The 21455-nt window shown below is 46.2% G+C and carries 18 protein-coding genes and 3 pseudogenes; 7 read left to right on the forward strand and 14 right to left on the reverse strand.

Translation table 11 applies throughout. The features are described from left to right. Positions 1 to 28 precede the first annotated feature (28 nt). The 4 genes from V6N89_RS13490 to V6N89_RS13505 all read right to left on the reverse strand — a co-directional run bounded on the left by V6N89_RS13490 (position 29) and on the right by V6N89_RS13505 (position 3370). Positions 29 to 1045, reverse strand: a complete 1017-nt coding sequence (locus V6N89_RS13490; RefSeq protein WP_338518030.1) for an aspartate-semialdehyde dehydrogenase — start codon at positions 1043 to 1045, stop codon at positions 29 to 31. A gap of 179 nt (positions 1046 to 1224) precedes the next feature. Beyond that, entirely contained in the window at positions 1225 to 1488 is a 264-nt protein-coding gene (locus tag V6N89_RS13495) for a DUF3410 domain-containing protein (protein WP_431189730.1), read from the reverse strand. After that, a complete protein-coding gene (locus V6N89_RS13500; protein WP_346992808.1) occupies positions 1410 to 2417 on the reverse strand; it encodes a 4-phosphoerythronate dehydrogenase in 1008 nt (335 codons plus the stop codon). The genes V6N89_RS13495 and V6N89_RS13500 overlap by 79 nt, the downstream gene beginning before the upstream one ends. Positions 2418 to 2614: 197 nt before the next feature. Then, the gene (locus V6N89_RS13505) at positions 2615 to 3370 is read right to left on the reverse strand and encodes a class II aldolase/adducin family protein (RefSeq protein WP_338518033.1); all 756 of its coding nucleotides are present in this window, start codon (positions 3368 to 3370) and stop codon (positions 2615 to 2617) included. Positions 3371 to 3462: 92 nt separating this feature from the next. On the opposite strand from V6N89_RS13505, the gene V6N89_RS13510 reads away from it, so the two are divergent. Beyond that, on the forward strand, positions 3463 to 4152 hold the full coding sequence (locus tag V6N89_RS13510) for a Crp/Fnr family transcriptional regulator (protein WP_338518035.1): 690 nt from the start codon (positions 3463 to 3465) through the stop codon (positions 4150 to 4152). Between the two features lie 206 nt (positions 4153 to 4358). On the opposite strand, the pseudogene fabB reads toward V6N89_RS13510, so the two are convergent. Further along, positions 4359 to 5576, reverse strand: a pseudogene (gene fabB / locus V6N89_RS13515) (beta-ketoacyl-ACP synthase I). 484 nt (positions 5577 to 6060) lie between these two features. On the opposite strand from fabB, the gene V6N89_RS13520 reads away from it, so the two are divergent. Together V6N89_RS13520 and mnmC are read left to right on the forward strand one after the other, a co-directional pair. Further along, positions 6061 to 7143, forward strand: a complete 1083-nt coding sequence (locus tag V6N89_RS13520; RefSeq protein WP_346992809.1) for a Kelch repeat-containing protein — start codon at positions 6061 to 6063, stop codon at positions 7141 to 7143. Between the two features lie 29 nt (positions 7144 to 7172). Beyond that, a pseudogene (mnmC, locus tag V6N89_RS13525) lies at positions 7173 to 9220 on the forward strand (bifunctional tRNA (5-methylaminomethyl-2-thiouridine)(34)-methyltransferase MnmD/FAD-dependent 5-carboxymethylaminomethyl-2-thiouridine(34) oxidoreductase MnmC). Positions 9221 to 9222: 2 nt separating this feature from the next. Here mnmC and V6N89_RS13535 read toward each other — a convergent pair. Genes V6N89_RS13535 through V6N89_RS13545 form a run of 3 tightly spaced genes read right to left on the reverse strand, consistent with a single transcriptional unit; the run spans position 9223 to position 11302 of the window. Beyond that, the gene (locus V6N89_RS13535) at positions 9223 to 9951 is read right to left on the reverse strand and encodes a FlgO family outer membrane protein (RefSeq protein ID WP_346992811.1); all 729 of its coding nucleotides are present in this window, start codon (positions 9949 to 9951) and stop codon (positions 9223 to 9225) included. 18 nt (positions 9952 to 9969) lie between these two features. Then, entirely contained in the window at positions 9970 to 10734 is a 765-nt protein-coding gene (locus tag V6N89_RS13540) for a FlgO family outer membrane protein (protein ID WP_346992812.1), read from the reverse strand. 4 nt (positions 10735 to 10738) lie between these two features. Then, the gene (locus V6N89_RS13545) at positions 10739 to 11302 is read right to left on the reverse strand and encodes a FlgO family outer membrane protein (protein WP_338520275.1); all 564 of its coding nucleotides are present in this window, start codon (positions 11300 to 11302) and stop codon (positions 10739 to 10741) included. Positions 11303 to 11905: 603 nt separating this feature from the next. Here V6N89_RS13545 and V6N89_RS13550 point away from each other — a divergent pair. Genes V6N89_RS13550 through V6N89_RS13560 form a run of 3 tightly spaced genes read left to right on the forward strand, consistent with a single transcriptional unit; the run spans position 11906 to position 14803 of the window. Next, positions 11906 to 13405, forward strand: coding sequence for a M16 family metallopeptidase (locus V6N89_RS13550; protein ID WP_338518042.1), 1500 nt, complete (start codon positions 11906 to 11908; stop codon positions 13403 to 13405). 2 nt (positions 13406 to 13407) lie between these two features. Continuing rightward, positions 13408 to 13629: a hypothetical protein gene (locus V6N89_RS13555; RefSeq protein WP_346992813.1), complete on the forward strand. Its 222-nt coding sequence runs from the start codon at positions 13408 to 13410 to the stop codon at positions 13627 to 13629. Between the two features lie 49 nt (positions 13630 to 13678). After that, on the forward strand, positions 13679 to 14803 hold the full coding sequence (locus tag V6N89_RS13560) for a M16 family metallopeptidase (RefSeq protein ID WP_338518044.1): 1125 nt from the start codon (positions 13679 to 13681) through the stop codon (positions 14801 to 14803). Between the two features lie 137 nt (positions 14804 to 14940). Here V6N89_RS13560 and V6N89_RS13565 read toward each other — a convergent pair whose 3' ends face one another. The 6 genes and pseudogenes from V6N89_RS13565 to V6N89_RS13590 all read right to left on the reverse strand — a co-directional run bounded on the left by V6N89_RS13565 (position 14941) and on the right by V6N89_RS13590 (position 20581). Beyond that, entirely contained in the window at positions 14941 to 15612 is a 672-nt protein-coding gene (locus V6N89_RS13565; RefSeq protein ID WP_338518045.1) for a DUF1826 domain-containing protein, read from the reverse strand. A gap of 1 nt (position 15613) precedes the next feature. Further along, positions 15614 to 16817: pseudogene (zigA, locus tag V6N89_RS13570) on the reverse strand (zinc metallochaperone GTPase ZigA). A gap of 210 nt (positions 16818 to 17027) precedes the next feature. Continuing rightward, positions 17028 to 18335 (reverse strand): short-chain fatty acid transporter, encoded by a 1308-nt coding sequence (locus V6N89_RS13575; RefSeq protein ID WP_338518046.1) that lies wholly within the window; start codon positions 18333 to 18335, stop codon positions 17028 to 17030. A gap of 116 nt (positions 18336 to 18451) precedes the next feature. Then, on the reverse strand, positions 18452 to 18766 hold the full coding sequence (locus tag V6N89_RS13580; RefSeq protein ID WP_226433372.1) for a YfcL family protein: 315 nt from the start codon (positions 18764 to 18766) through the stop codon (positions 18452 to 18454). A 49-nt stretch (positions 18767 to 18815) separates the two neighbouring features. After that, positions 18816 to 19946 (reverse strand): ATP-NAD kinase family protein, encoded by a 1131-nt coding sequence (locus tag V6N89_RS13585; RefSeq protein ID WP_346992814.1) that lies wholly within the window; start codon positions 19944 to 19946, stop codon positions 18816 to 18818. Continuing rightward, positions 19943 to 20581, reverse strand: coding sequence for an elongation factor P hydroxylase (locus V6N89_RS13590; RefSeq protein ID WP_338518047.1), 639 nt, complete (start codon positions 20579 to 20581; stop codon positions 19943 to 19945). Before V6N89_RS13590 ends, V6N89_RS13585 begins: the two co-directional genes overlap by 4 nt. A 147-nt stretch (positions 20582 to 20728) precedes the next feature. On the opposite strand from V6N89_RS13590, the gene V6N89_RS13595 reads away from it, so the two are divergent. Next, positions 20729 to 21442, forward strand: coding sequence for an FFLEELY motif protein (locus V6N89_RS13595; RefSeq protein ID WP_338518048.1), 714 nt, complete (start codon positions 20729 to 20731; stop codon positions 21440 to 21442). The last annotated feature ends 13 nt before the right edge of the window (positions 21443 to 21455 follow it).

Here is a 21455-nt window from a genome sequence, read left to right on the forward strand (position 1 = left end):
GACACGGGTCATCTATTCCCGTAATTTACTACAAGTAATCGCGAATCAATGTTTCGGCAATTTGAATGCTATTCGTCGCAGCACCTTTGCGAATATTGTCTGACACTACCCATAAATTTAGACCGCATGGATGGGTTATGTCGTTACGAATCCGCCCCACATGCACAATGTCGTTTCCGCTGGCATTACTCACCTGTGTTGGAAATTGCTCATTGCTATCATAAACGGTTACACCAGGTGCATTAGCAAGCAACTCTTTAACTTGTTGCGCATCAATTGGCGAACGCGTTTCAAGATGAACGGACTCGGCATGCCCGTAAAACACTGGTACTCTCACAGCCGTTGCGTTAACAAGAATACTCTGGTCACCCATTATTTTCTGTGTTTCCCACAACATTTTCATTTCTTCTTTAGTGTAACCATTATCTTGAAACACATCGATTTGTGGGATGACATTAAAGGCAATTTGACGACTAAATGCTTCTGCTTTGACCTCTCGGGCATTCAGCAGCCCAGCGGTTTGTTTGGCCAACTCTTCCATAGCTTCTTTACCCGCACCCGACACAGACTGGTACGTGCAAACATTTATACGCTCAATTCCCACAGCGTCTTGAATTGGCTTCAACGCAACCAGCATTTGAATAGTGGAACAGTTGGGGTTAGCAATGATATTTCTATTGCGAAAATCGGCCAGCGCGTGGGCGTTAACCTCAGGCACAACAAGAGGAATATCTGGCTCGTACCTAAACTGAGAGGTGTTATCTATAACAATACAGCCTTCATCAGCAGCGCGCGGCGCGTACTTTTCAGAAATACTTCCCCCTGCTGAGAAAAAACCGAATTGTACTAGTGACCAGTCAAATTCATCGGCATCTAATACCTCAATGTCTTCGCCTTTAAACGATACGGTGCTTCCTGCTGAACGTTTACTGGCAAGCGGATATAGTCGATTTACGGGAAAATCTCGCTCTTCTAATAGTTCAATCATGGTTTGGCCCACAAGACCTGTGGCACCTAGAACCGCTACGTCAAACGCTTGCGACATAATATTTTATGCTCCTAACAAAAATCACAGTGTGATTTATTTATGATGATATTAAAAAGTAACAACAGCGGCGTTTCGACGTTACGGCTTTGAAAACAACGCCATGTTCTGCTGTGTTATTGTTGAAAAAAGTATTTCCTTACTTTGCTCTCGTGCTCTTTACACGTAGTGCGTGTTAACTACTCGCCTGTCGTCTCTAGTGTAAAACCCAGTTGTTCCAATGTTTGCTGTATCGGAGCACTGATTTGCTGAGACAAACGCAGCGTATATGCGCTGCATTCCCGACGCGTTCGATAGTGTTTGCGCATGTTGGCAAAACCTTTGCCTACATCAGCGCTGTTTGAGTTTACCCCTTCACTACCTGCTAGCAACGTTTCTCTTGTATGCTTATCGTCAATGGCAACATCGTACACTTGATGAAATATGCTGACAGCATCTTCCATAGCGAGGCGAGATGCTCTTGGACTATGAAGCAGAACATTGATTGGTTCCACCTAAACGAAAGAAAGCTACTTAGCTGCTTTTCCACTGGTTTACCTACGACCTCGCTTATTTGTTCGTAGATCATTTGGGTACCACGCACTTTCCCTTCAACAGAGTGGCCAGCAATATGGGGCGTAACAAACCACACATTTTTAAATAGCGCTGTATTTACATTGGGCTCGTTATCAAAAACATCTAACACAACGGTAGGTGCTTCACCTTTGTCCAATCTTTGTATTAATGCAGCTTCATCAATCACCTCACCGCGACACGCGTTAATCAACAGCTGCTTTGCATTCAATGAATTTAAGAAGTGGCCGTCGATAAGGCACCCGGTTGCATGAGGGCCTTCTTTCACAAAAGGAACGTGCAGAGATATGACATCACATTGTGAAATGCGCTCAAGCGAGACAAAATCACGCCCATCCCCCGACGCTTCAAGCGGTGGGTCGCACAGTAGGTGCTTAATATCTAACGCCGATAAAATTGTGCTTAGGGCACTGCCTACGTTTCCAGCACCAACAATGCCAACGGTGCATTCAGGCAATGCTAACTTGCCATCGCGATAGGCATGCAGCAATACACTTAACACATATTCTGCTACCGCGACGGCATTGCACCCAGCAGCAGATGCATGTGGTATTTCACGCGTATCAAGGTAGGCTTTATCAAGGTGGTTTGTGCCCGCGGTAGCCGTTGTAACAAGTTGAAGCTTGTTAGCGCGTTCCAACAATTTTGGCGTCACTTTCGTCGTCGAACGTAACGCTAAAATGTCCACATCACACAGCATATCGGGTGTGAATGTTTGCCATGCATAGGTTGTTACCTCGCCAAGGTCGTCAAGGTAATCACGTCCAAACGGAATGGTATCTTCAAGGAGTATCTTCATAGCGAAGATTGTACCTTAAGTTAAGTCTTGAGTAACCCACAGACTACTGGTGTTTAAGGTAAAAGAGGACCTAAAAATAACAATTAAGCGGGTTTGTGCAGGTAAACGCCGTGAACACATTGATAAATCAATGACTGGCGTAGACCAAACCCGCTTGAATGGCGTGTGACTATAAAGAAAAACCCGCCTTTTCCACGTTACTGGTCAAAGCCCGGGAATCTGCGTTCAACACGACGCTTAATACCGGGCCATGCCAATGTTCCACCTGCCTGCTTCGTCACTTCTGAAGCCTGCGCGCGAATGCCTTGTAATATGGCTGAGTGGATAGGTATTAATTTTTGCCCCGTGGCCTGCGCTTTCAGCTGTATCTCACACGCCCGTTGTAGAATGAACATAAACAAAAACGCATCAGGAATGTTGTCTGCACATGTGAGAAGCCCATGGTTGCGCAGGATCATAAATTGGGTATCACCTAAGTCTCTTACTAAACGTGCTTTTTCTTCGGGGTTTAAAGCGACACCTTCGTACGCGTGGTATGACAGCGATGCTAAGGGAAACAAAGATTGTTGCGAGTAAGGTTGTAAGCCCTCTTCTAATATCGATAGCGCCACACCTTCCGCGGTATGTAAATGCAAAACACACTTTGCATCGTCTCGTGCATCGTGTACGGCGCTGTGGATGGTGAAGCCCGCAGGGTTGATATCGTACTCACTCTCCATAACTTTGTTGCCGTTTAAGTCAACTTTCACCAAGCTAGATGCTGTAACTTCATCAAACATCATGCCGTAAGGATTAATAAGAAAGTGATGCTCTGGCCCAGGTACACGCGCTGAAATATGCGTAAAAATAAGGTCATCCCAGCCATACATTGCAACAGCCCTGTAGCAAGCAGCCAAATCTACTCGTGTTTGCCATTCTTGTTCACTTACTTGCGCTTTAACTGACGTCGTCATACCAACTCCAATGTCTTTTTGTATTGTCTCTACAATACGTACAAGATGTGCTATACACTGTCGGATATCCGACAGTGTAATGAATTTGTTAAATGGAAAAGTACAAAGAAACCCTGGCGAGTTCAATTTGGTTCAGCGGCATCGAGCCACATTTACAGCAGGTGATGTTTGACAAGATGCGTCTTAAGCACCTTAAGGCAGGCCAACAACTGCATGCTAAAGGGGAAGAAGGCGTTGGTTTTTACGGCGTATGCGAAGGGCGTTTACGCGTAGTGTCAGTGGGTATTGATGGCAGAGAAATGTTGTTTGCTTTGCTAGGTCCTGGTACCTGGTTTGGTGAGATTTCAATGTTTGACGATTTGCCCCGTACGCATGACAATTTTTGTGAAACTGACTGCACTGTGGCCATAATACAAAAAAAGCCATTTAAAGCGCTTCTTGCAGACTATCCTGAGCTATACCCACATTTCACCCGTTTACTCTGTACTCGAGTACGCAGCGCTTTTCAGTTTATAGACTCAAGTGCAGGCCTTAGCCTCAAACACCAACTGGTCAAGCGATTACTCATGCTTACCACCAGTTACGGCCAGCATATGCCAAAGCACAATACGATCACGTTATCGCTATCACAAGAGTCACTGGCACAGATGATAAACAGCAGCCGACAAACCGTAAACCAGCTATTAGGAGAGCTTCAGGAAGAGGGACTTCTTAAGCGTCACTATGGGAAAGTGACTATTCCCGACCCTGACCTTCTGTTTAGAGAATATCAATTTACCTGAGGCCTTAAGTTGTATAGGCCTTTGCGATACATTTTCAGCACCGAGCACCGAAAAACAGCACGCTATGGCACTTACGAAACAAAAAAACGCGCAATACGTGAGCATTGCGCGCTTTGTTGCATGATAAGCTTGATAGACATGATAAGCGTAATAAGCATTTTTCACAGGGTGTAATCGAACACCTTCGCTTACCTATTGGGCTAAGATCAGCCCTTGTATTTTTGCATTACCAAGGTTGCGTTTGTACCGCCAAAACCAAAGCTGTTAGACATAATCGTGTTTAGCTCTGCATCTCTAGCTTCAGTAACAATATCTAAACCTTGTGCAGCATCGTCTAGCGTGTCGATGTTGATAGATGGCGCAATAAAGCTATTTTCCATCATAAGTAAGCTATAGATAGCCTCGTTAACACCAGCAGCCCCCAACGCGTGACCAGTTAGTGACTTGGTTGCACTGATAGGCACGCCAGATTGACCAAACACCTCTTGGATAGCAGCAAGCTCTTTCACATCACCTACAGGTGTTGATGTACCATGTGTATTTAGGTAATCGATTGGCCCATTTACGTTTTGCATCGCCATTTGCATGCAGCGGATTGCGCCCTCGCCAGACGGTGCTACCATGTCGTAGCCATCAGAGGTTGCACCATAACCCACTACTTCGCCATAAATCTTAGCGCCGCGTGCAAGTGCATGCTCAAGCTCTTCAACGACAACCATACCGCCACCGCCAGAACTAACAAATCCATCTCGCGCTGCGTCATACGTACGCGAGGCTACCGATGGGTTATCGTTGTATTTCGAGCTTAATGCGCCCATAGCGTCAAACTGGCTTGATAATGACCAATGAAGCTCTTCACCGCCACCTGCAAAAACAACATCTTGTTTGCCAAGTTGAATGAGCTCTAGAGCATTACCGATGCAGTGTGCGCTTGTTGCACACGCTGAAGCAATAGAATAGTTAACCCCGCGAATTTTAAACGGTGTGGCTAAACACGCTGATACTGTAGATGCCATACAGCGCGGTACCATGTATGGACCAACGCGCTTCACACCTTTTTCGCGAAGAATATCTGCTGACAGTACCTGGTTTTCAGAAGACGCACCGCCAGAGCTAAGCAATAATACCCGTACGCTCGTTAGAAATATCACTTTCTTCTAGGCCTGAGTCTGCTATCGCTTGTTGCATTGCAACATACGCATAGCCTGCCGCATCACCCATAAAGCGCATCGCTTTGCGGTCGATGTGCTCTTTCAAATCAATATTAATGTCGCCCCAAACTTGGCTTCTTAGGCCCATTTCGGCGAACTGTTCCGAAAATGTAATACCTGACTTGCCCGCTCTTAATGAAGCAAGCACTTCTTCTTTGTTTACGCCGATACTTGATACGATGCCAAGACCTAGGTGATGACTGCTCTTCTCATAGTTTACCCTTTGCGTTAGTGCGGCTTATGGTAACGATTTTGAATCGTAAAGTGGTCTGCTTAGCGCATATCGAAGAATGCGTTTCCACTAAATCGTTGCACAACGACAATTTATACAAAAACTCAATTCAGCGTACACTTGTAAGCAAACAAAATCAATGACACGAAAAAGTGCTTAAACATCCACCTATTGGTGCAATCCTTTCACACATACGGCACTGTCATAGACAAGCCTTGTGCGAAGATGAGCAGTGAAACAAAACACGCTCATGCTGACTTTTTCAAGCAAACACGAATAATGATGGTTACAATACGCCATCGATCACCCGAACTCCCTGATACTTAACTGGATAAAGCAGCGAAAAATATGCCAACTACTTTCAATGCCGAAAAAAAGCACGCTCCGCTTCCTTGTCGTTTCCTTCGAGTTTTTGTCTGCACTTTGTTTGCCTGTGCAACAGCCCTGAGCGTGCAATCAACAGCCATGAGCGCACAATCAACAGCCGTGAGCGCTCACAATACGAACCAGCTAACAAGCAAAACGGCTGCCACGCCCTCTCCAATGATGCTCCCTTCATTACCCGAAGGCACGTCTAACAATGCGGTGGCAACGTTAAACATTGATGACACCGTGTATTTGTTTAGTTTTATGGGCTTGGGTAGTGGTAAAACTCACCATGACGTTCACAACAATGCATGGCAGCTTAAGATAGTTGATGACAAAACTTCGCAGTGGCAGCCCCTCCCCCAGGTGCCGTCTAGCTTGGCACTTAAAGGGCGGCTGGCATCTGTCGCCGTAGGTGTTCAAGATAAGGTATACATTTTTGGTGGCTATACGGTAGCAGAAGACCACAGTGAAATAAGTACACCGGATGTTTACGAATACGATCCCCTTGATATGACGTATACACTTCTTGCCCCCATGCCCATTCCCGTTGATGATGCCGTTGCCCTTGTATACCAGTCTCGCTATGTGTATTTGATCTCCGGTTGGCACAATGACGGCAACGTAAACTTAGTACAGGTTTACGACACCCAAACCAATACATGGCAACAGGCGAGTCCATTTTTAGGTAAGTCCGTTTTCGGTCATGCTGGCGCACTGGTTAACAATACCATGATGGTATGTGACGGTGTGGCCGTTATTCCTAACGAGGATAGACGACGCTCTTTTCAAGCGGAAACGGCGTGCTACAAGGGCGAGATCGACGCTGACAACCCGTTAAAAATTGACTGGCGTAGTGTGAAACACCCCACAGGAACAGCCCGATATCGCATGGCCAGTGCCGGCAATGAGAAAGATGGCTTAATGTATTTTGTGGGTGGCTCATCAAACCCATACAACTACAACGGTATAGGCTACAACGGCGTGCCGTCTGAGCCTGACAATCAAATATGGATATACAAAGTCCAGGACAACAGCTGGACAATCGAAAAATCTCGCCATAGCACAATGGATCATCGAGGCCTGCTCAATATTAATGATCAATGGTTCACAGTCGGCGGTATGGCAGAAGGCCAAGCGGTAACTGGCACCGTATCAACTCACTACCTCAGCAACAATTAGCACATAACTGCAACGGAGAGACACCATTCGTGAAATCTAAACATGCACAGGTTCATTTTAATGACAGCGGTACACCTGTGGCCGATCATTTCGACGACGTTTATTTTTCTAATGACAGCGGCATTGACGAAACGCAACACGTTTTCATCGAAGGCAATGACTTATCATCAAGATGGCTAGGCTGGTCTGAACCTTCATTTGTTATTGCAGAAACAGGTTTCGGTACGGGTCTTAATTTCTTGGTTGCTATGCATCAATTCAGCGCATTTAGGCAGGCCAATCCCACCCATCCGTTGAAACAGTTATTTTTTACTACTACCGAAAAATTCCCGCTTCCCCGAGATGATATGCAGCGCGCGTTGTCTGCATTCCCAGCACTAGGGCGTGAATCTGAAGCGCTAACTTCGGCATATCCAATGGGCCTAGAAGGTTGCCACAGACTCGATTTTGCTGAATTTTCTACCACGCTTGATTTATGGATAGGCGATGTACACGAGCTATTGCCACAATGGCATACGCCTATAAAAGGGCTTGTTGATGCTTGGTTTTTAGATGGCTTTGCGCCCAGTAAAAACCCCGACATGTGGACCGAGGCGCTGTTCAGCCAAATGGCTCGCCTATCAAAGACGGGCACAACTTTTGGTACCTTTACAGCTGCAGGTATTGTTAAACGCGGCTTGCGAGACGTGGGCTTTAACATTGCAAAGCGCAATGGCTTTGGTCGCAAGCGCGACATGCTCACTGGTGTATTTGATAACAACAATGACGGGGTTCCGCATAAATTACGCCTACCACCTGGCCCTTACTACCGATATGCCAATTCGCCGTTGACCAATCAACATACGGTGTTTGTAGTCGGTTCTGGTTTAGCGGCGGCAAGTGCCTGTTTGGCTTTAACCAAACGCGGTATTCGCACAACCCTTCTTTTTGACGGCGAGACGTTAGCCACAGGTGCATCAGGCAACCCTCAAGGCGGCTTCTATCCTCAGCTTCACAGCGAGGCAAGCATTGCGAGTCGGATTCAGGCGCATAGTTTTTTATACGCCAAGGCCTGTTATCAGGATATCGTACAAAAACACCCTGAAGTAGCGCACGACTTTTGTGGCGTAGTTCAGCTTAATTTCAATGATAAAGTATCGGCGCGGCAATCAAAATTAGCCCAAGCTGAGGTTTGGCCTGAAGCATTGATAAACGCGGTGGACGCCAAAGCCGTTAGCAAGATTGCCAATGTTAGTTTGCCCTACTCGGGTTTACATATTCCTTTCGGTGGCTGGCTGTCTCCACCCGATCTCGTTAAGGCTATGATTGACCAAGCAGCATCAACCGGGTATTTGGAGATAAAAGCCAACCACAAGTACATTAAACACGTTAGCGATGTTAAAGAAAAGGACGGCTCAGAAGGTCTCGTTGTTAGTTTTGTGACTAACGGCGCAGAAAAAGCGTATCATGCCGACCAGCTTATTTTGGCGCTAGGTGCTCAAGCAGTTAACGCCCCAGAGTTTGATAGTTTATCGCTACGTCCTGTGCGTGGTCAGGTAGAAGCTGTTCCCTCTCAAGCACCAATTGCTTCGCTTAACACCGTACTTTGTCACAAAGGCTATATGACTCCTAGCCTTTCGGGGCGACATGCCCTAGGCTCCACTTACGTCAAAAACGACATGGCGACGGATGTACGTAGTGAAGAAACGCAAATGAACTTGGATACCCATGCGCAAGCTCTTGCCAATACTGACATTGTAAGCGTGCTTGAACATGATGGAGACGCGCGCGCTGCCATTCGATTAGGCTCACCCGACCATCAACCTAGGTAGTAGGCTTGCTTCATGACTTTTCGACACTAAAGACCCAGTATGACGCGTTGGGCGTTGGGAAACCATTGGAGGCGACACCTACACTGCCTGCCAGCTGCTGCGCAACATTGACTTGTCTAGGTTCTAGGGGACTAACCACGGCGCCGCTAATGGCCGAGGTGTTGATAAGCAGTCTCTGCCATGAGCCACTGCCATTGAATAATGATTTATTGAATGCAGTAAATACAAGCCGCTTTATGACCAGAGAGGCCATTCGCGGCGAGTAGTGTTAGTGCATATTCACGTTGGCAATTTTGTTTAAATCCATAACAATAAATGCGGGAATATACACATTAGCACTGGCTACCACTTGTTTATTCTCTAGTGATACGATGCGTGCGTTAACGCGCACGCCTCTATCGTCTTCAATAATGGTTCCGGTAACAACATGGTCCATTTCCACTTGTTCTGCGAGCGCTTTGCCATCTCTTGTTAAAACAAAATCCCCAACCGGCGTTACAGTAATGCCCCCCGCCAGTTTGAAGTCGACAATTGCCAGCCCAAAGTCTTGCAGTTCAGCAATTAAGTATTCAGACAATTGATTGCCTAAAACCGTACTGTCATTCAGCGAATGATTAAGGCGAACAAAACTTGCCACGCCAACCATATCTTGATGCGTAAGTCGGGTTGCGTTGTCCATCAGCTTCATTGCCAGCTGCGATGCATAGTCATTTAAACGCTTATGCGTCCTTGAGGGGAAAAAACCTTGATGAAGCGGGTCTTTGTAGCCGGGTTCTTGTGCAACATGCTGTTGATACTCTCTATCTCTAGAATCTGGCGTGTAAACCAAACCAGAACGCCTTGGCACGGGCACAGGCTCAGCATCGTGCGTGATGTCGCCATCTTCACCTAACCAAAAGGAGCCAATTGAATCGGTACTTGAGCACCCACTTAACGAAATAGCCCCTGTAAAAACTAGCGACAAAACAACGCTTGGTAGCGGAATTCTTTTTAGCATGACAAACCTCTTGCTGTACTAACCGCGACTTAATTTAACGCCGTCACGCATACCATTTTGCTCACTACCATCACTTGGAATGAGTGCATCAACCACATAAAACGGCACCAGCATTTGCGCACTCGCCACCACTGCACGCGACTCCATGCCCAGTATTCTTGCATTAACAAGTACACCGCCTTGGTGTTTTGTCATCGTCCCCGTTAGGACATACTCAATAGGCAAGCTACTGCTTAACTCTAGATAGTCACGGCTCAACACGAAATCACCACCTTCGGTAATACGAATGTATTCCGTCGCTTTAAAATCAATAACGGGTACACGGAACTTGTGAAGTTCATGTACAAACGATTCGGCCATTTGTCGGCCGAGCAGGTCAGTTTGCTGAAGGTTTGTATCAAGCAACGCAAAATGCGTTACGCCTATGGGCGTTTTGTCATTGACGTATTCCATGTTCGCAATCAGGTCTTGCGTCATGTTTTTCACGTAGTCACCAATGTGTTTAGTAAGCGGTAAGCCTTTGTATGCACCTTGCACGCTAGAATAAAGAGGAGGCTGACCAATGGCACCGTAAGCGTCCATCCCGCCAACGTCGCTATCTTCTTCCATCATTTGAGGCTTAGCTGGCGCTCTATCTTGCGCGGTAATATCAATGACATTCATTGCAGGGCGCTGAGGAGATTGTTCTGCGATCTGCTCCTCGTCCATCATCATTGAGCAACCGCCCAAACTTGTTAATGAGGCCGATAGCATGAGTGCTGTGAAGTGTTTTCTGATTTTCATGTTTTTACCTCATACCTTCGGTTCTGTATAGCTTGCCATTACGGGTAGTAACGCGCTCTTCCTGCCAAAATAGTTCTGCAGGAAAAAAACGCGTTGCAGCAGCAACAATATCTTTGTTTCGCGCATTAACAATACGTGCATTTACGACCGCCCCCGACTCTTGATAAACAAGTGTGCCAGTAATGTAGTAGTCGACACGCTCTACGTTAGATAGACGTTCAATATCCCGCGTCAGTATTCTGTCGCTCTCGTCACTAACAATAATATCGTCTGAAAGCTTAAATTCTTGAGTAGAAAAGCCGCGTTTCGTGGCTTCAGTGATCATACCTTGCTCAAGTTGATGCCCCAACAACATAAGGGGGTGCTGGTGTTCAGGCGAGTATTTCATAGTATCAACAGGCACGAAGCCAACAACTGCGTAGCGTGATTGCCGCGAAGGACCCGCGCCAGCGAAGAGTTCATTAGCAAGCAAGTAGGTATAATATTCTACGTTACCCAAAGCATTTATGGATGACGTATCTGTTTGAGATAGTTGATTTTTCTCATCTGCCGAGGAAGAACACCCCATAAGTAGGCCCCCCACTAACGCAAACCCACATACGACGTACAAAAGTGGTGTAAAAAACGCTAAGCTGAAATTGTGTTGCAAGTGTTTCATTTCTCTAATCCGAGTAGAGAGCCAACCTTATCAACCATATAGTGCAAGGCTGCTCCATGCCGTTCGAGCAATTCATCGGCCGTCATTAAACCGACGTTTGCTGAATCAAATAGCATGATTCTGTCAATGACTATGCAAGTCACAGCAAAATTCACACCAACAATTGGTTCAAAAGCTATTTTGGCTTAGCTGCTACATAGAGAGTACTAGGTAGCAAGCGTGCCACCAGTGTCACCGTGTTAAATGGTGCTTTAAATTTTGTCGTCTACCGCAAGCAAAATGATAACAGGCTTACTCTGCTAAACGGTTTACCTCCGCGATTTGACAAGGCAAAGCGGAATAAAATTGCCGCTTAAAAACGTTTATTTCGTCGCTTTAATATGTATTGACGTTTCTTACACCTCATTGCATGCTTTATACACACCGTACTCCATCTGTATGCGCTTCCTTTTGTGTCGCTCGGCAAGGACGTTGATGTGCACGGTTTGGATTTAATACAAGAACGAGAATATTATGAAAAAGCTTTCCTTGGTAACGGCAGGCGTTCTGTCGGTAATGTTAAGTGGGTGCGGACAAGGCCCAAACTCAGAAGCCCAGTCACAAGCTTCTTCACCCGATACGGCGAAGATAGTTGAAGCTGCAAGCAATGTAGACATGGATGTAGGGTATAACGTACCTGTTGAATATTTCACCCTAGATAATGGCCTAAAAGTAGTGTTGTCGAAAGATGATACCGCACCAGTAGTAACGGTTGCTGTTTATTACAATATTGGCTTTAGAAATGAGCCTAAAGACCGCACTGGATTTGCTCACTTATTTGAGCACATGATGTTTCAAGGTTCAGAAAACCTTGGAAAAATGGAGTTTATCAAACTCGTCAACGATAACGGCGGTGTATTAAACGGCTCAACCCGATTCGACTTCACTAACTACTTCGAGATCATTCCTGCCCATAAACTCGAGACATTCTTATGGGCTGAAGCAGATAGAATGAAAGGCCTGGCCATAACTCAAGAAAACCTAACAAACCAGCAAGGGGTAGTAAAAAACGAAGTCAAGGTAAACGTCTTAAACCGTCCTTACGGCGGTTTCCCATGGCTTGATATGCCGCAATATGCCTTCAACAATTGGTATAATGCACACAACTTTTACGGCGACCTCGCCGACTTAGACGCCGCTAATCTTAAAGATGTAGACGCATTTTTCAAAATGTATTATGCACCTAACAATGCTGTGCTTGCAGTGGTGGGAGACATAGACGTACAACAAGCTAAACAAATGGTTGAAAAATATTTTGCGGCCATCCCATCGGCAGAACTATCGCCTCAACCAGACTTGACCGAACTTCGCCAAGAAAAAGAAAAAGTCTTCAACAAATTCGACAAACTCGCACCTAAACCAGCTTACGCCTTTGCCTACAAAATGCCGCCGCGCAACACGCCAGAGTATTATGCGATGGGCATTATTGACCAAATTTTGGTTCAAGGTGAAGACAGCTTGTTGTATCAAGAGCTTGTTAAAAATCAGCAAATCACTGGTAGCGTAAATGGCGGCATTAACTACTTGCTTGGAAACATGTTCAACTACAACGGCCCCATGCTTTGGATGAGCTCGTTTACTCACGACGATACCGTAAGTCGAGACACAATTACCGCAGCCATTGATAACGTAGTGAACAAACTTCAAGAAACACCGCTTACCGAAGATGAAATGGCGCGCGCTATTGTGAAGATTCGCTCAAGCTTGTTCGATGCCGTTGACGGCTTTTATGGGTTTGGACGTGCCGACTTGCTGGCGAGTTTTGCGCTTTTTGATAACGACCCAAGTAAGATTAACGACCTTGAAGCTAATTTCAAGAAAGTCACTCCAGAGGTAATAGCCCGCACGGTCAAAGAGTATCTTCGCCCTACTAACCGAACTATTTTAACGGTCACTCCAGGCGTTGATCCAAATGAAGAAGCTGAAAATGGCGGAAGTAAAGACAAAGATGCCACCACGGAACAGGGAGAATAACAATGACATTTACTAAAAAGCTTCTCGTTACCTCAATTTCTGCACTTTGCGCATTGGGTGTTTTTAGTGCTAACGCTAAAGAAACGCCACCAGCGGGCGGACAACCAAAAGATTTCGTGGTTCCACAAACCGATACCATGACACTTGCCAATGGACTGAAAGTCACTTTTGTACCTTACGGCAAGACACCGAAGGTAACGCTACAGTTAAGAACAAATACCTAGCAATATTGATGATGGTGAGAACATCTGGCTATCGGACATTAGCTATGAAATGTTGCGCCAAGGGACAACAACTTACACAGCAAAAGCGCTAGCCGAGACTGTGGCGAGTATGGGAGGCGAAGTCAATACATCCGTGGGTATGGATGCAAGCTTCGTCGGGATGAGTGTATTGTCTGAGTTCGGTGACGATGCCGTAGGTCTTATTGCCGATATGGTTATGAATGCAAAGTTCGAAGCGAATGATTTGGCACGTATTAAGACTGACACTGAACGCCGACTATCGGTGGCATTATCGAACCCTTCTTCAATCGCCAATGAAGCTTTCTATCACTCTGTTTACGGCAACCACCCTTATGGTCGACTTTATCCAACAAGCGAAAGTTTAAAAGCGCTGAGCGTTGAAAACACAGCAAACTTTGTTAAAACCCATATTGTGCCAAACCGCAGTCATCTGTATGTGTCAGGGGTTTTTGATAAAAGCAGTATAGCCAACGCGGTTGAGTCTGCTTTCAGTCAATGGGAAAAGGGGCAGCCTATTGAACGCAAGACGGTGTTGACGAAGTCTGGACCTTCTTTTGAATTGTTAGAGCGCGAAGATGCGCCACAATCTACGTTGCGATTGGGCCTTGCGACATTAGCGCCCGCACACGAAGACTACATGAAAATGAGTTTGATGAACACGTTACTCGGTGGCGCGTTTGCCAGCCGAATTACGTCTAATATTCGCGAAGACAAAGGTTACACCTACTCCCCCCGCTCAGCCATGGTAGACCGCGTTGGTACAGGGGTATGGTATGAAGCAGCCGATGTTACGGCAGAGTCAACAGGGGCTGCACTTGACGAGATCATAAAAGAGATCGATCTACTCGCTACCGAAGCACCGACTACTGAAGAGCTGGAGGGGATTAAAAACTACATGGCTGGTATTTTCGTGCTAAGAAACTCGTCACGTACTGCCATCATCTCTCAACTTGCGTTTACGGAGCTTCACGGTTTAGATGAAAGCTATTTAGCCGACTATGTGAAAACCATTTACGCTATCACACCAGAAGAGATAAAAGCGGTCACCGCGAAATATCTCGACGTGAATAAAATGCACTTGACCATTGTTGGTGACACTGAAAGCGTGATGCCGCAACTAAAAGAAGTTGAGGCACTAAAGCCGTTTATGTAATGTAAGATATGCTGACGTTGCTCTCGCGACGTCAGCTTTAATTCACCCCATCGCTGTATTGGCAGCTGAGTTGCGAGTAACGGTGAAAACCTCATCGAAAGTCACACTGAAAAATACGCTGAAAATCTCACTGCAATCTACATTGGATCTAACGTAAGCAATACTCGTTTATCGTCGGCTTCAACCGGGCAAGAACGGTGTACCGCAGCAAACTCCTCGTGGCCTTGCCATGCCTTACCTTTAAGCAGCCCTACATCAAATGCGCGCATCTGATGCACATCACTTTCCTTATAATACTGACCCAATCTGTTTTTCTTAAGCGAACCTGAGACACCCACTGAGGCTTGTGAAACTATCACTTCTTGCGGTAGCCACTGTGTGCCCTCTCCGAGATACGTATTCACCAGGCGCACAGGTATGTTGTCTACATGAAAGCTCGGACACATGGCTGCGCTAAGTGGAACAAGCCTCACGCCAACACTCTCGCAATCAAACAACGTCGTAAGCATGTCTGAAAGTAGAAAGATGTCATCAATTACTGCTTGTTTGCCGTCGCTATCTGGAAGCAGTGGTGCAAGCTCTTTTTTTAATGATGCCATAGAAAACACGCCACGCACGCCCATACCTAAGGCTTTGAAAGCAGCAGAGAAGTAACCTTGTACTAGCGTATTATTGGGTCTTTTCCACACTACAACGCTCTTTCCAACGTCAAAGATATCGCCCAAAACCAAAGGCTCGCTCCCTTCGCGCCACGACGCATTTATTGAGTGAATATCTGTGATATTAAGTGCTTGGGTACTCATGGTCATCTTAATGCCCCCAAGACGGGAATGGATCAGGTAACTCAGCCCACACAGCGTGACCTTGCATTAGCATTTCATCATTTAGTAGACATGCATCTAATCGCTCAATAATGTCATCTTTGTTTAGCCCCTGGCCAATAAATACCAGCTCTTGACGCATATCACCAAAAGGCTCCATCCACTGTGCCTCGATGGCTTTTAGGTAATCCGGATCGTCCGGCCATTGTTCTTTGGGCACGGCTTTCCAAAACAAACCTGCTGCGCCATAGCGTGCCATACCGCCCGCTTGGCTCCAACTTCCTGCCAGCTGTGGCCTTGTCGCCAGCCAGAAGAAGCCTTTTGAGCGTATTAATTTGCCAGCGATCTCTTTACTGTGAAGAAAGTCGTAGAACTTTTGAGGGTCGAATGGGCGTCGAGCCTCATAGGTAAAGCTGCTGATACCAAACTCTTCGGTTTCTGGTACATGCTCACCACGCATCTCTTTCAACCAGCCTGCTGATTGTTGCGCTTTTTCAAAACTAAAGCGGCTAGGTATTAAGGACTTCACCTAGCGGTACTTGTCCATGTTGAATGGGAATTTGCTTTGCTTCTGTGTTCAGTGTTTGCAAAATGCTTTGCAAACGTTTTAGGTCATTTTCAGCAATAAGGTCGGTCTTGCTAATAAGCAAAATATCTGCAAATTCAACTTGCTCTACTAACAAATCGGCGACGCTTCGTTCGTCCTCTTCGCCTAAACTTTCTCCCACTTCATCCAATCCTTTGGCCTCGTCGTAGTCCTTCAAAAAGTTAAGCGCATCGACAACGGTTACCATGGTATCAAGGCGCGAAATCTCCGATAAACTCTTACCGTCTTCGTCTGCAAAGGTAAAGGTTTCAGCAACAGGGAGCGGCTCAGAAATACCCGTAGACTCAATGACTAAGTAATCGTATTTACCTTCGTGAGCAAGGCGCTCAATTTCAAGTAAAAGGTCTTCTCGAAGAGTGCAACAAATACAGCCATTACTCATTTCAACAAGCTTTTCTTCTGCACGATTAAAGCTTATTTCGTTTTTGACAGTCGCGGCATCGATATTGATTTCACTCATGTCATTAACAATGACCGCAACGCGCAGCCCTTCCCTATTATTGAGAATATGATTGAGTACCGTGGTTTTACCTGCGCCTAAAAAACCAGAAAGCACGGTAACAGGTAGCTGATTAAAAGTAGACATTTCGCCCTCACAGAAACTTTTCAAAACGCTTTGCGTAAGTCATTTACTAGCTCACGCACTTTACAGATGTTATATCATAACATTTATGATGAAAAGCGGTATCTCAGCCATTCTCTTTTACTATGATGCCGCCAAAAAGAGGCAGCATTACTCCGTTATCGAAATACAAAGTGATGTTAAAAAGACACGCTAGCACGTGTCTTTTTTGCGTTACAAAAAGCGCAACACCAAGGCAATGATCACGCCAGTAACAACGAGCTGTAATAGGCAAAACCCCATGATGTCTTTGGCTTTAAGTCCAGCGATAGCCAAAACAGGCAATGCCCAGAAGGGTTGAATCAAGTTTGTCCATGCGTCTCCCCAGGCGACCGCCATAGCAACGCGAGAAACATCAGCGCCAAGCTCCGTGGCCGCAGGCAAAACAACGGGTGCCTGAACTGCCCACTGCCCGCCTCCAGACGGCACAAAGATATTTACAATGCCTGCACTGATAAAACTCCACACTGGCAAAGAGTCAGCACTTGCCATGCTAATTAACCATTGCGACATTGATTGTGCCAAGCCAGATTGCACCATGACCGCCATAATGCCAGCGTAAAACGGGAATTGGATAATAATGCCGCTACCGCCTTGTACTGCCTGTTGTAAGCTGTGCAACAAACTTCTTGGCGTACCGTGTAACACAATAGCCAAAAATAAAAAGAGCGTGTTAACAATATTTAAGTTAAGCCCGCCCTCTTGAATAAAATAACTGACCAAATAGAAAAGACCTATTGCTCCCACTAACAAAGAGAGCACTCTACTGGTTTCTAGTTTGTCTGCGGGCCTTTGGTTGGTTGTAACAGGTGCTTGTGTTTCGCTTAGCTTGTCTGTATCAACAAACACACTGTCATGCTCAGTGGGCAGCATTAGCCTATTAACTAGTGGAATAACCACAAACAAAATCGCCAGTAAAGACAGATTAAATGTACTAAAAATCGTCTCGCTGGTAGAGATAACGCCTATTTGAGCTTGGGCAAAATGCCCCTCGGTCGCGATAGTAAGAGGAACAGAGCCTGCCAAACCACCATGCCAAACCACAAACCCAGAATAGGCGCTTGCCACAAGCAAACGGTAGTCAACTCGAGTATTACGCGCTAATGCTCTTGCGAATAATGCCCCCACCACAAGCCCAAAGCCCCAGTTTATCCAACTCGCGGTTAACGACACTATAGTGACAAGCACGATTGCCTTGCCTGGCGTATTGCCCAGCATAGCAAGTCGCGACAAAAGCGCTTTCATCAACGGCGTATTGGCGAGCATAAAGCCTGTGACCAACACAAGCAGCATCTGCATCGAAAAGGTAAGTAGGCCCCAGATACCACTGCCCCATTGCTCTATCACCGTAACGGGCGATTGCTGCTCGTTGATGACCGCAGCGGCGAGTGTGACCAGTGTTAATATGAGAACAAAAATGAAAGGGTCAGGTAGATAGCGCTCGACTAACTTAACAAATGGCTTAGACGCACGATTTAGCATAACTCACTCGCAACATGTTAATAACTTGTTGCATGGTAACGCATTTTTCATGCTAGAGGTACCAACGGCAACACACTGACAAAGCGTATGCAGGTTGCCGTTTATAATTAGAGGGCTTAGTTAGTACAGAGCTTGCTAGCCCCTTCAAAAAGCCTATTCCACAACGCTTTAACTAACTCTGCGTCTTGCGCGTCAAGCTCATTGTTGTCAAAAGCCCGCTGAAGACTGTCAGTCATCTTATCGTTTAGCATCGACAAACTTGCTCCTTCAACCATTTCTAATTGACGCGCCTCAACAGCAAAGTGGCCTTGCAAATAGCTGGCGATAAAGAGCTCGTCATCGTTGCCGTGGTTAACGACATCGTCAAGTAGTGCTTCAATTTTTGCAATAGCATCAACCACGTCTTGTGGCGCAGCAGCAGGTGGTAACAAGGTTTTCTCCTAACTCTTCTTTTTAAACAATTCAATGAGGTAATTGTGGCTAAACCGCGTTATAAAGCACTTTGTCTTTGTAACCCGTGATAATGGTGAAGGCACCAGCAAGGCTTTCATCTAGCTGGCCGTCACCGGAATCTAGACGCAAAGGCTTTCCTTGAAGCGCCTGAATTTTTTGTTTGGTGGCAACCACAAGCATGTTTGGTTTGCCAATTTGGCGAATAAATGCGGGGCTTAACTGCTGGTTACCGCGACCTAGCACATGTCCTTGCCCCCCAATGACCGTTAGTACCACTTTTGTTGGATGGCCTTTGGTAATATCAATAAGTGCCTGCGCCGTAACGTCACTGGCCACAAGTTCGCCGCCTTTAACAATATCAACACCCAGCAATGTATTATCAAACCCAAGGAATTCCATCACAGCGCCAACCGTCGACCCAGACCCCATTACAAAGTAGGTATCAGGCTCGTCATCCATTATTTCGCTAATGTACGCTGCAATATCGTCAAGTACCAAGGCTTCATCTTCTTTGCCGCCCATTTTAACAGCTTGTACATAACTCAGTTCAGCGGGGACGCGCATTTCACCATAGTGTTTTGCAATGACTTTGCCGTTTCTGAACGCGTCTTCATCAATGTCTCTTACCTCAGCATCCATTTCGCTGACCAGTTCACCCGCAATCATTTGACTAACGACCTGTCCTGCCGCAGAGGGGGAAACACAATAAACGCCCGAGTGAATTTTGCAGCCGGCTGGCACGCCCAAAACGGGTACGTCGTTGCCTACCATACGGCATATATTACGCGCAGTGCCATCGCCGCCCGCAAATAGCAGTAAGTCTACACGAGCCTCTACCATCGCCTTGGCCGCGCGTTCTGAATCTTCCCCTTCAGTTTGCTCCTGCTCTGGCGCGTAGATGACCTCAAACGGAATACCCAACGACTCACAAACACTTGCGCCCATGTCGCTTGCAGCAGTGACAACGGTAAACTGCCCAGACAATGCATCAAGTATGCTTAATGCGCGCGCCATTTTTTCGTTGGCTTTTTTTTCAGCGCCCATCGCCAAGGCTTTTTCTCTTATTTCGGCCCCGTCACTGCCTTTAAGTGCTAACGCACCGCCAATGCCCGCAAAAGGATTTACAATAATACCAAGTCGAAACAAGGGTTGGGTCATGCAGCATTTCCTCCTACTGACGTGCTCGTGTGTTGATTAGGTGCCGAGTTTTCAGCGTGGTGAGGTGATTTAGATAAAAATGTTTGTTCTAATGCACGGATAAAGCGCGCTGCTCGCGGTGGAAACCCTTCGGCTTTATAACGTTGCAACTGCGCTGCTACGTTACGTGTAAACCCTTCTCTGTCAGGCTCTGCGCCATTTAGGTTATCGGTGCTGACTTGGAAGGTACGCCCAGCCGCTTCTGTCATGGCCCACTCGATAGCCTGTGGCTTTATTTCCACTTTCTCAAAATCAGCCTGCTGCTGTTCGTCGCGTCCATCAGGACAATACCAATATCCATAGTCTTCTAGCTTACGACGCGCCTCTCCAGCAATACACCAATGCGAAATTTCATGAAGCGCACTTGAGAAAAACCCGTGAGCGAACACAATTTGGTGATAGGCACATGCCTCGTTAGCAGGCAGATAAATAGGTTCGTCGCTTCCTAATACTAAACGCGTATTAAAGTCAGAAAACGTTTCATTGAACAGCGAAATAAGGGCTGGCACGTCGTGGTCTACCTCCACGGGCTCGTTATCAATACCAATGCTATTACTAATGCTGCTTTGCAATGACGAACTACCTATTGGTTTCATATTTCGTGGTGCTAACCTTTTCAATGAACTGCTAAAGATTGGGCGCGAAGTATACCAGTAAAAGCCAAAGGGATTAAACTTGTCCCTTGAAAGCAAAAGCTTGTTGGGTCAATCTAGGTTTACTCTTTTTCACGTCGGAGCTTATTTTTGGCACAAGAAATCATAAAACACATCCACAGGGTGAATGCACTTCGCGACCTTGCCACTAAGTTAGATGTGATGCACAAGATTCATGAATTACAGCATTGGCAGTGCCAAAGACTGTTGGTGAGCCATGATGATTTAGCACAACAACAGCGATATCAAAAAGCCATGGCGTTTTTTGTAGAAGAGTTATATGGGCCAAAAGATTTCAGCCAACGAGATGCTGATTTAGTGCGCGTTATACCCAAATTAGCCAAAGTATTGCCCGACAAAGCAATGAATGCCATGGACGATGCACTGTCGTTAAATGCCCTGTCGTTCGACCTTGATATGGCGATGGCGCAATACCTCAATGCGCATTTTGCAGACCAACCAATAGATAGACACAGCTACGCCGAAGCGTATCGCCATATAGGCAGACGCGATGACCGACAACATCAAATTGAAATTATCTCACACCTTGGTGACCAACTCGCCGATGTCATCAAGATTCGAGGAATTGGTATGCTCATTTCGCTGTCTCGCCGACCTGCAAAACTGGCAGGCTTGCTAGCACTTCACGAGTTTCTCGAAAGAGGGTTTAATGCGTTTAAAGCCATTGGCGATGTGCAGAGTTTTATTCAACCTGTGCTTGAACGTGAAAGCGCGCTAATGCACCGCTTGTTTGATGACACAATAACGCTGCCGGATGACAATCCGCTGCCTAACGTTTTATAACCTTAAGGAATCA

This window comes from Alteromonas gracilis, from assembly GCF_036870955.2.
Taxonomy (GTDB): Bacteria; Pseudomonadota; Gammaproteobacteria; order Enterobacterales; family Alteromonadaceae; genus Alteromonas; species Alteromonas gracilis_A.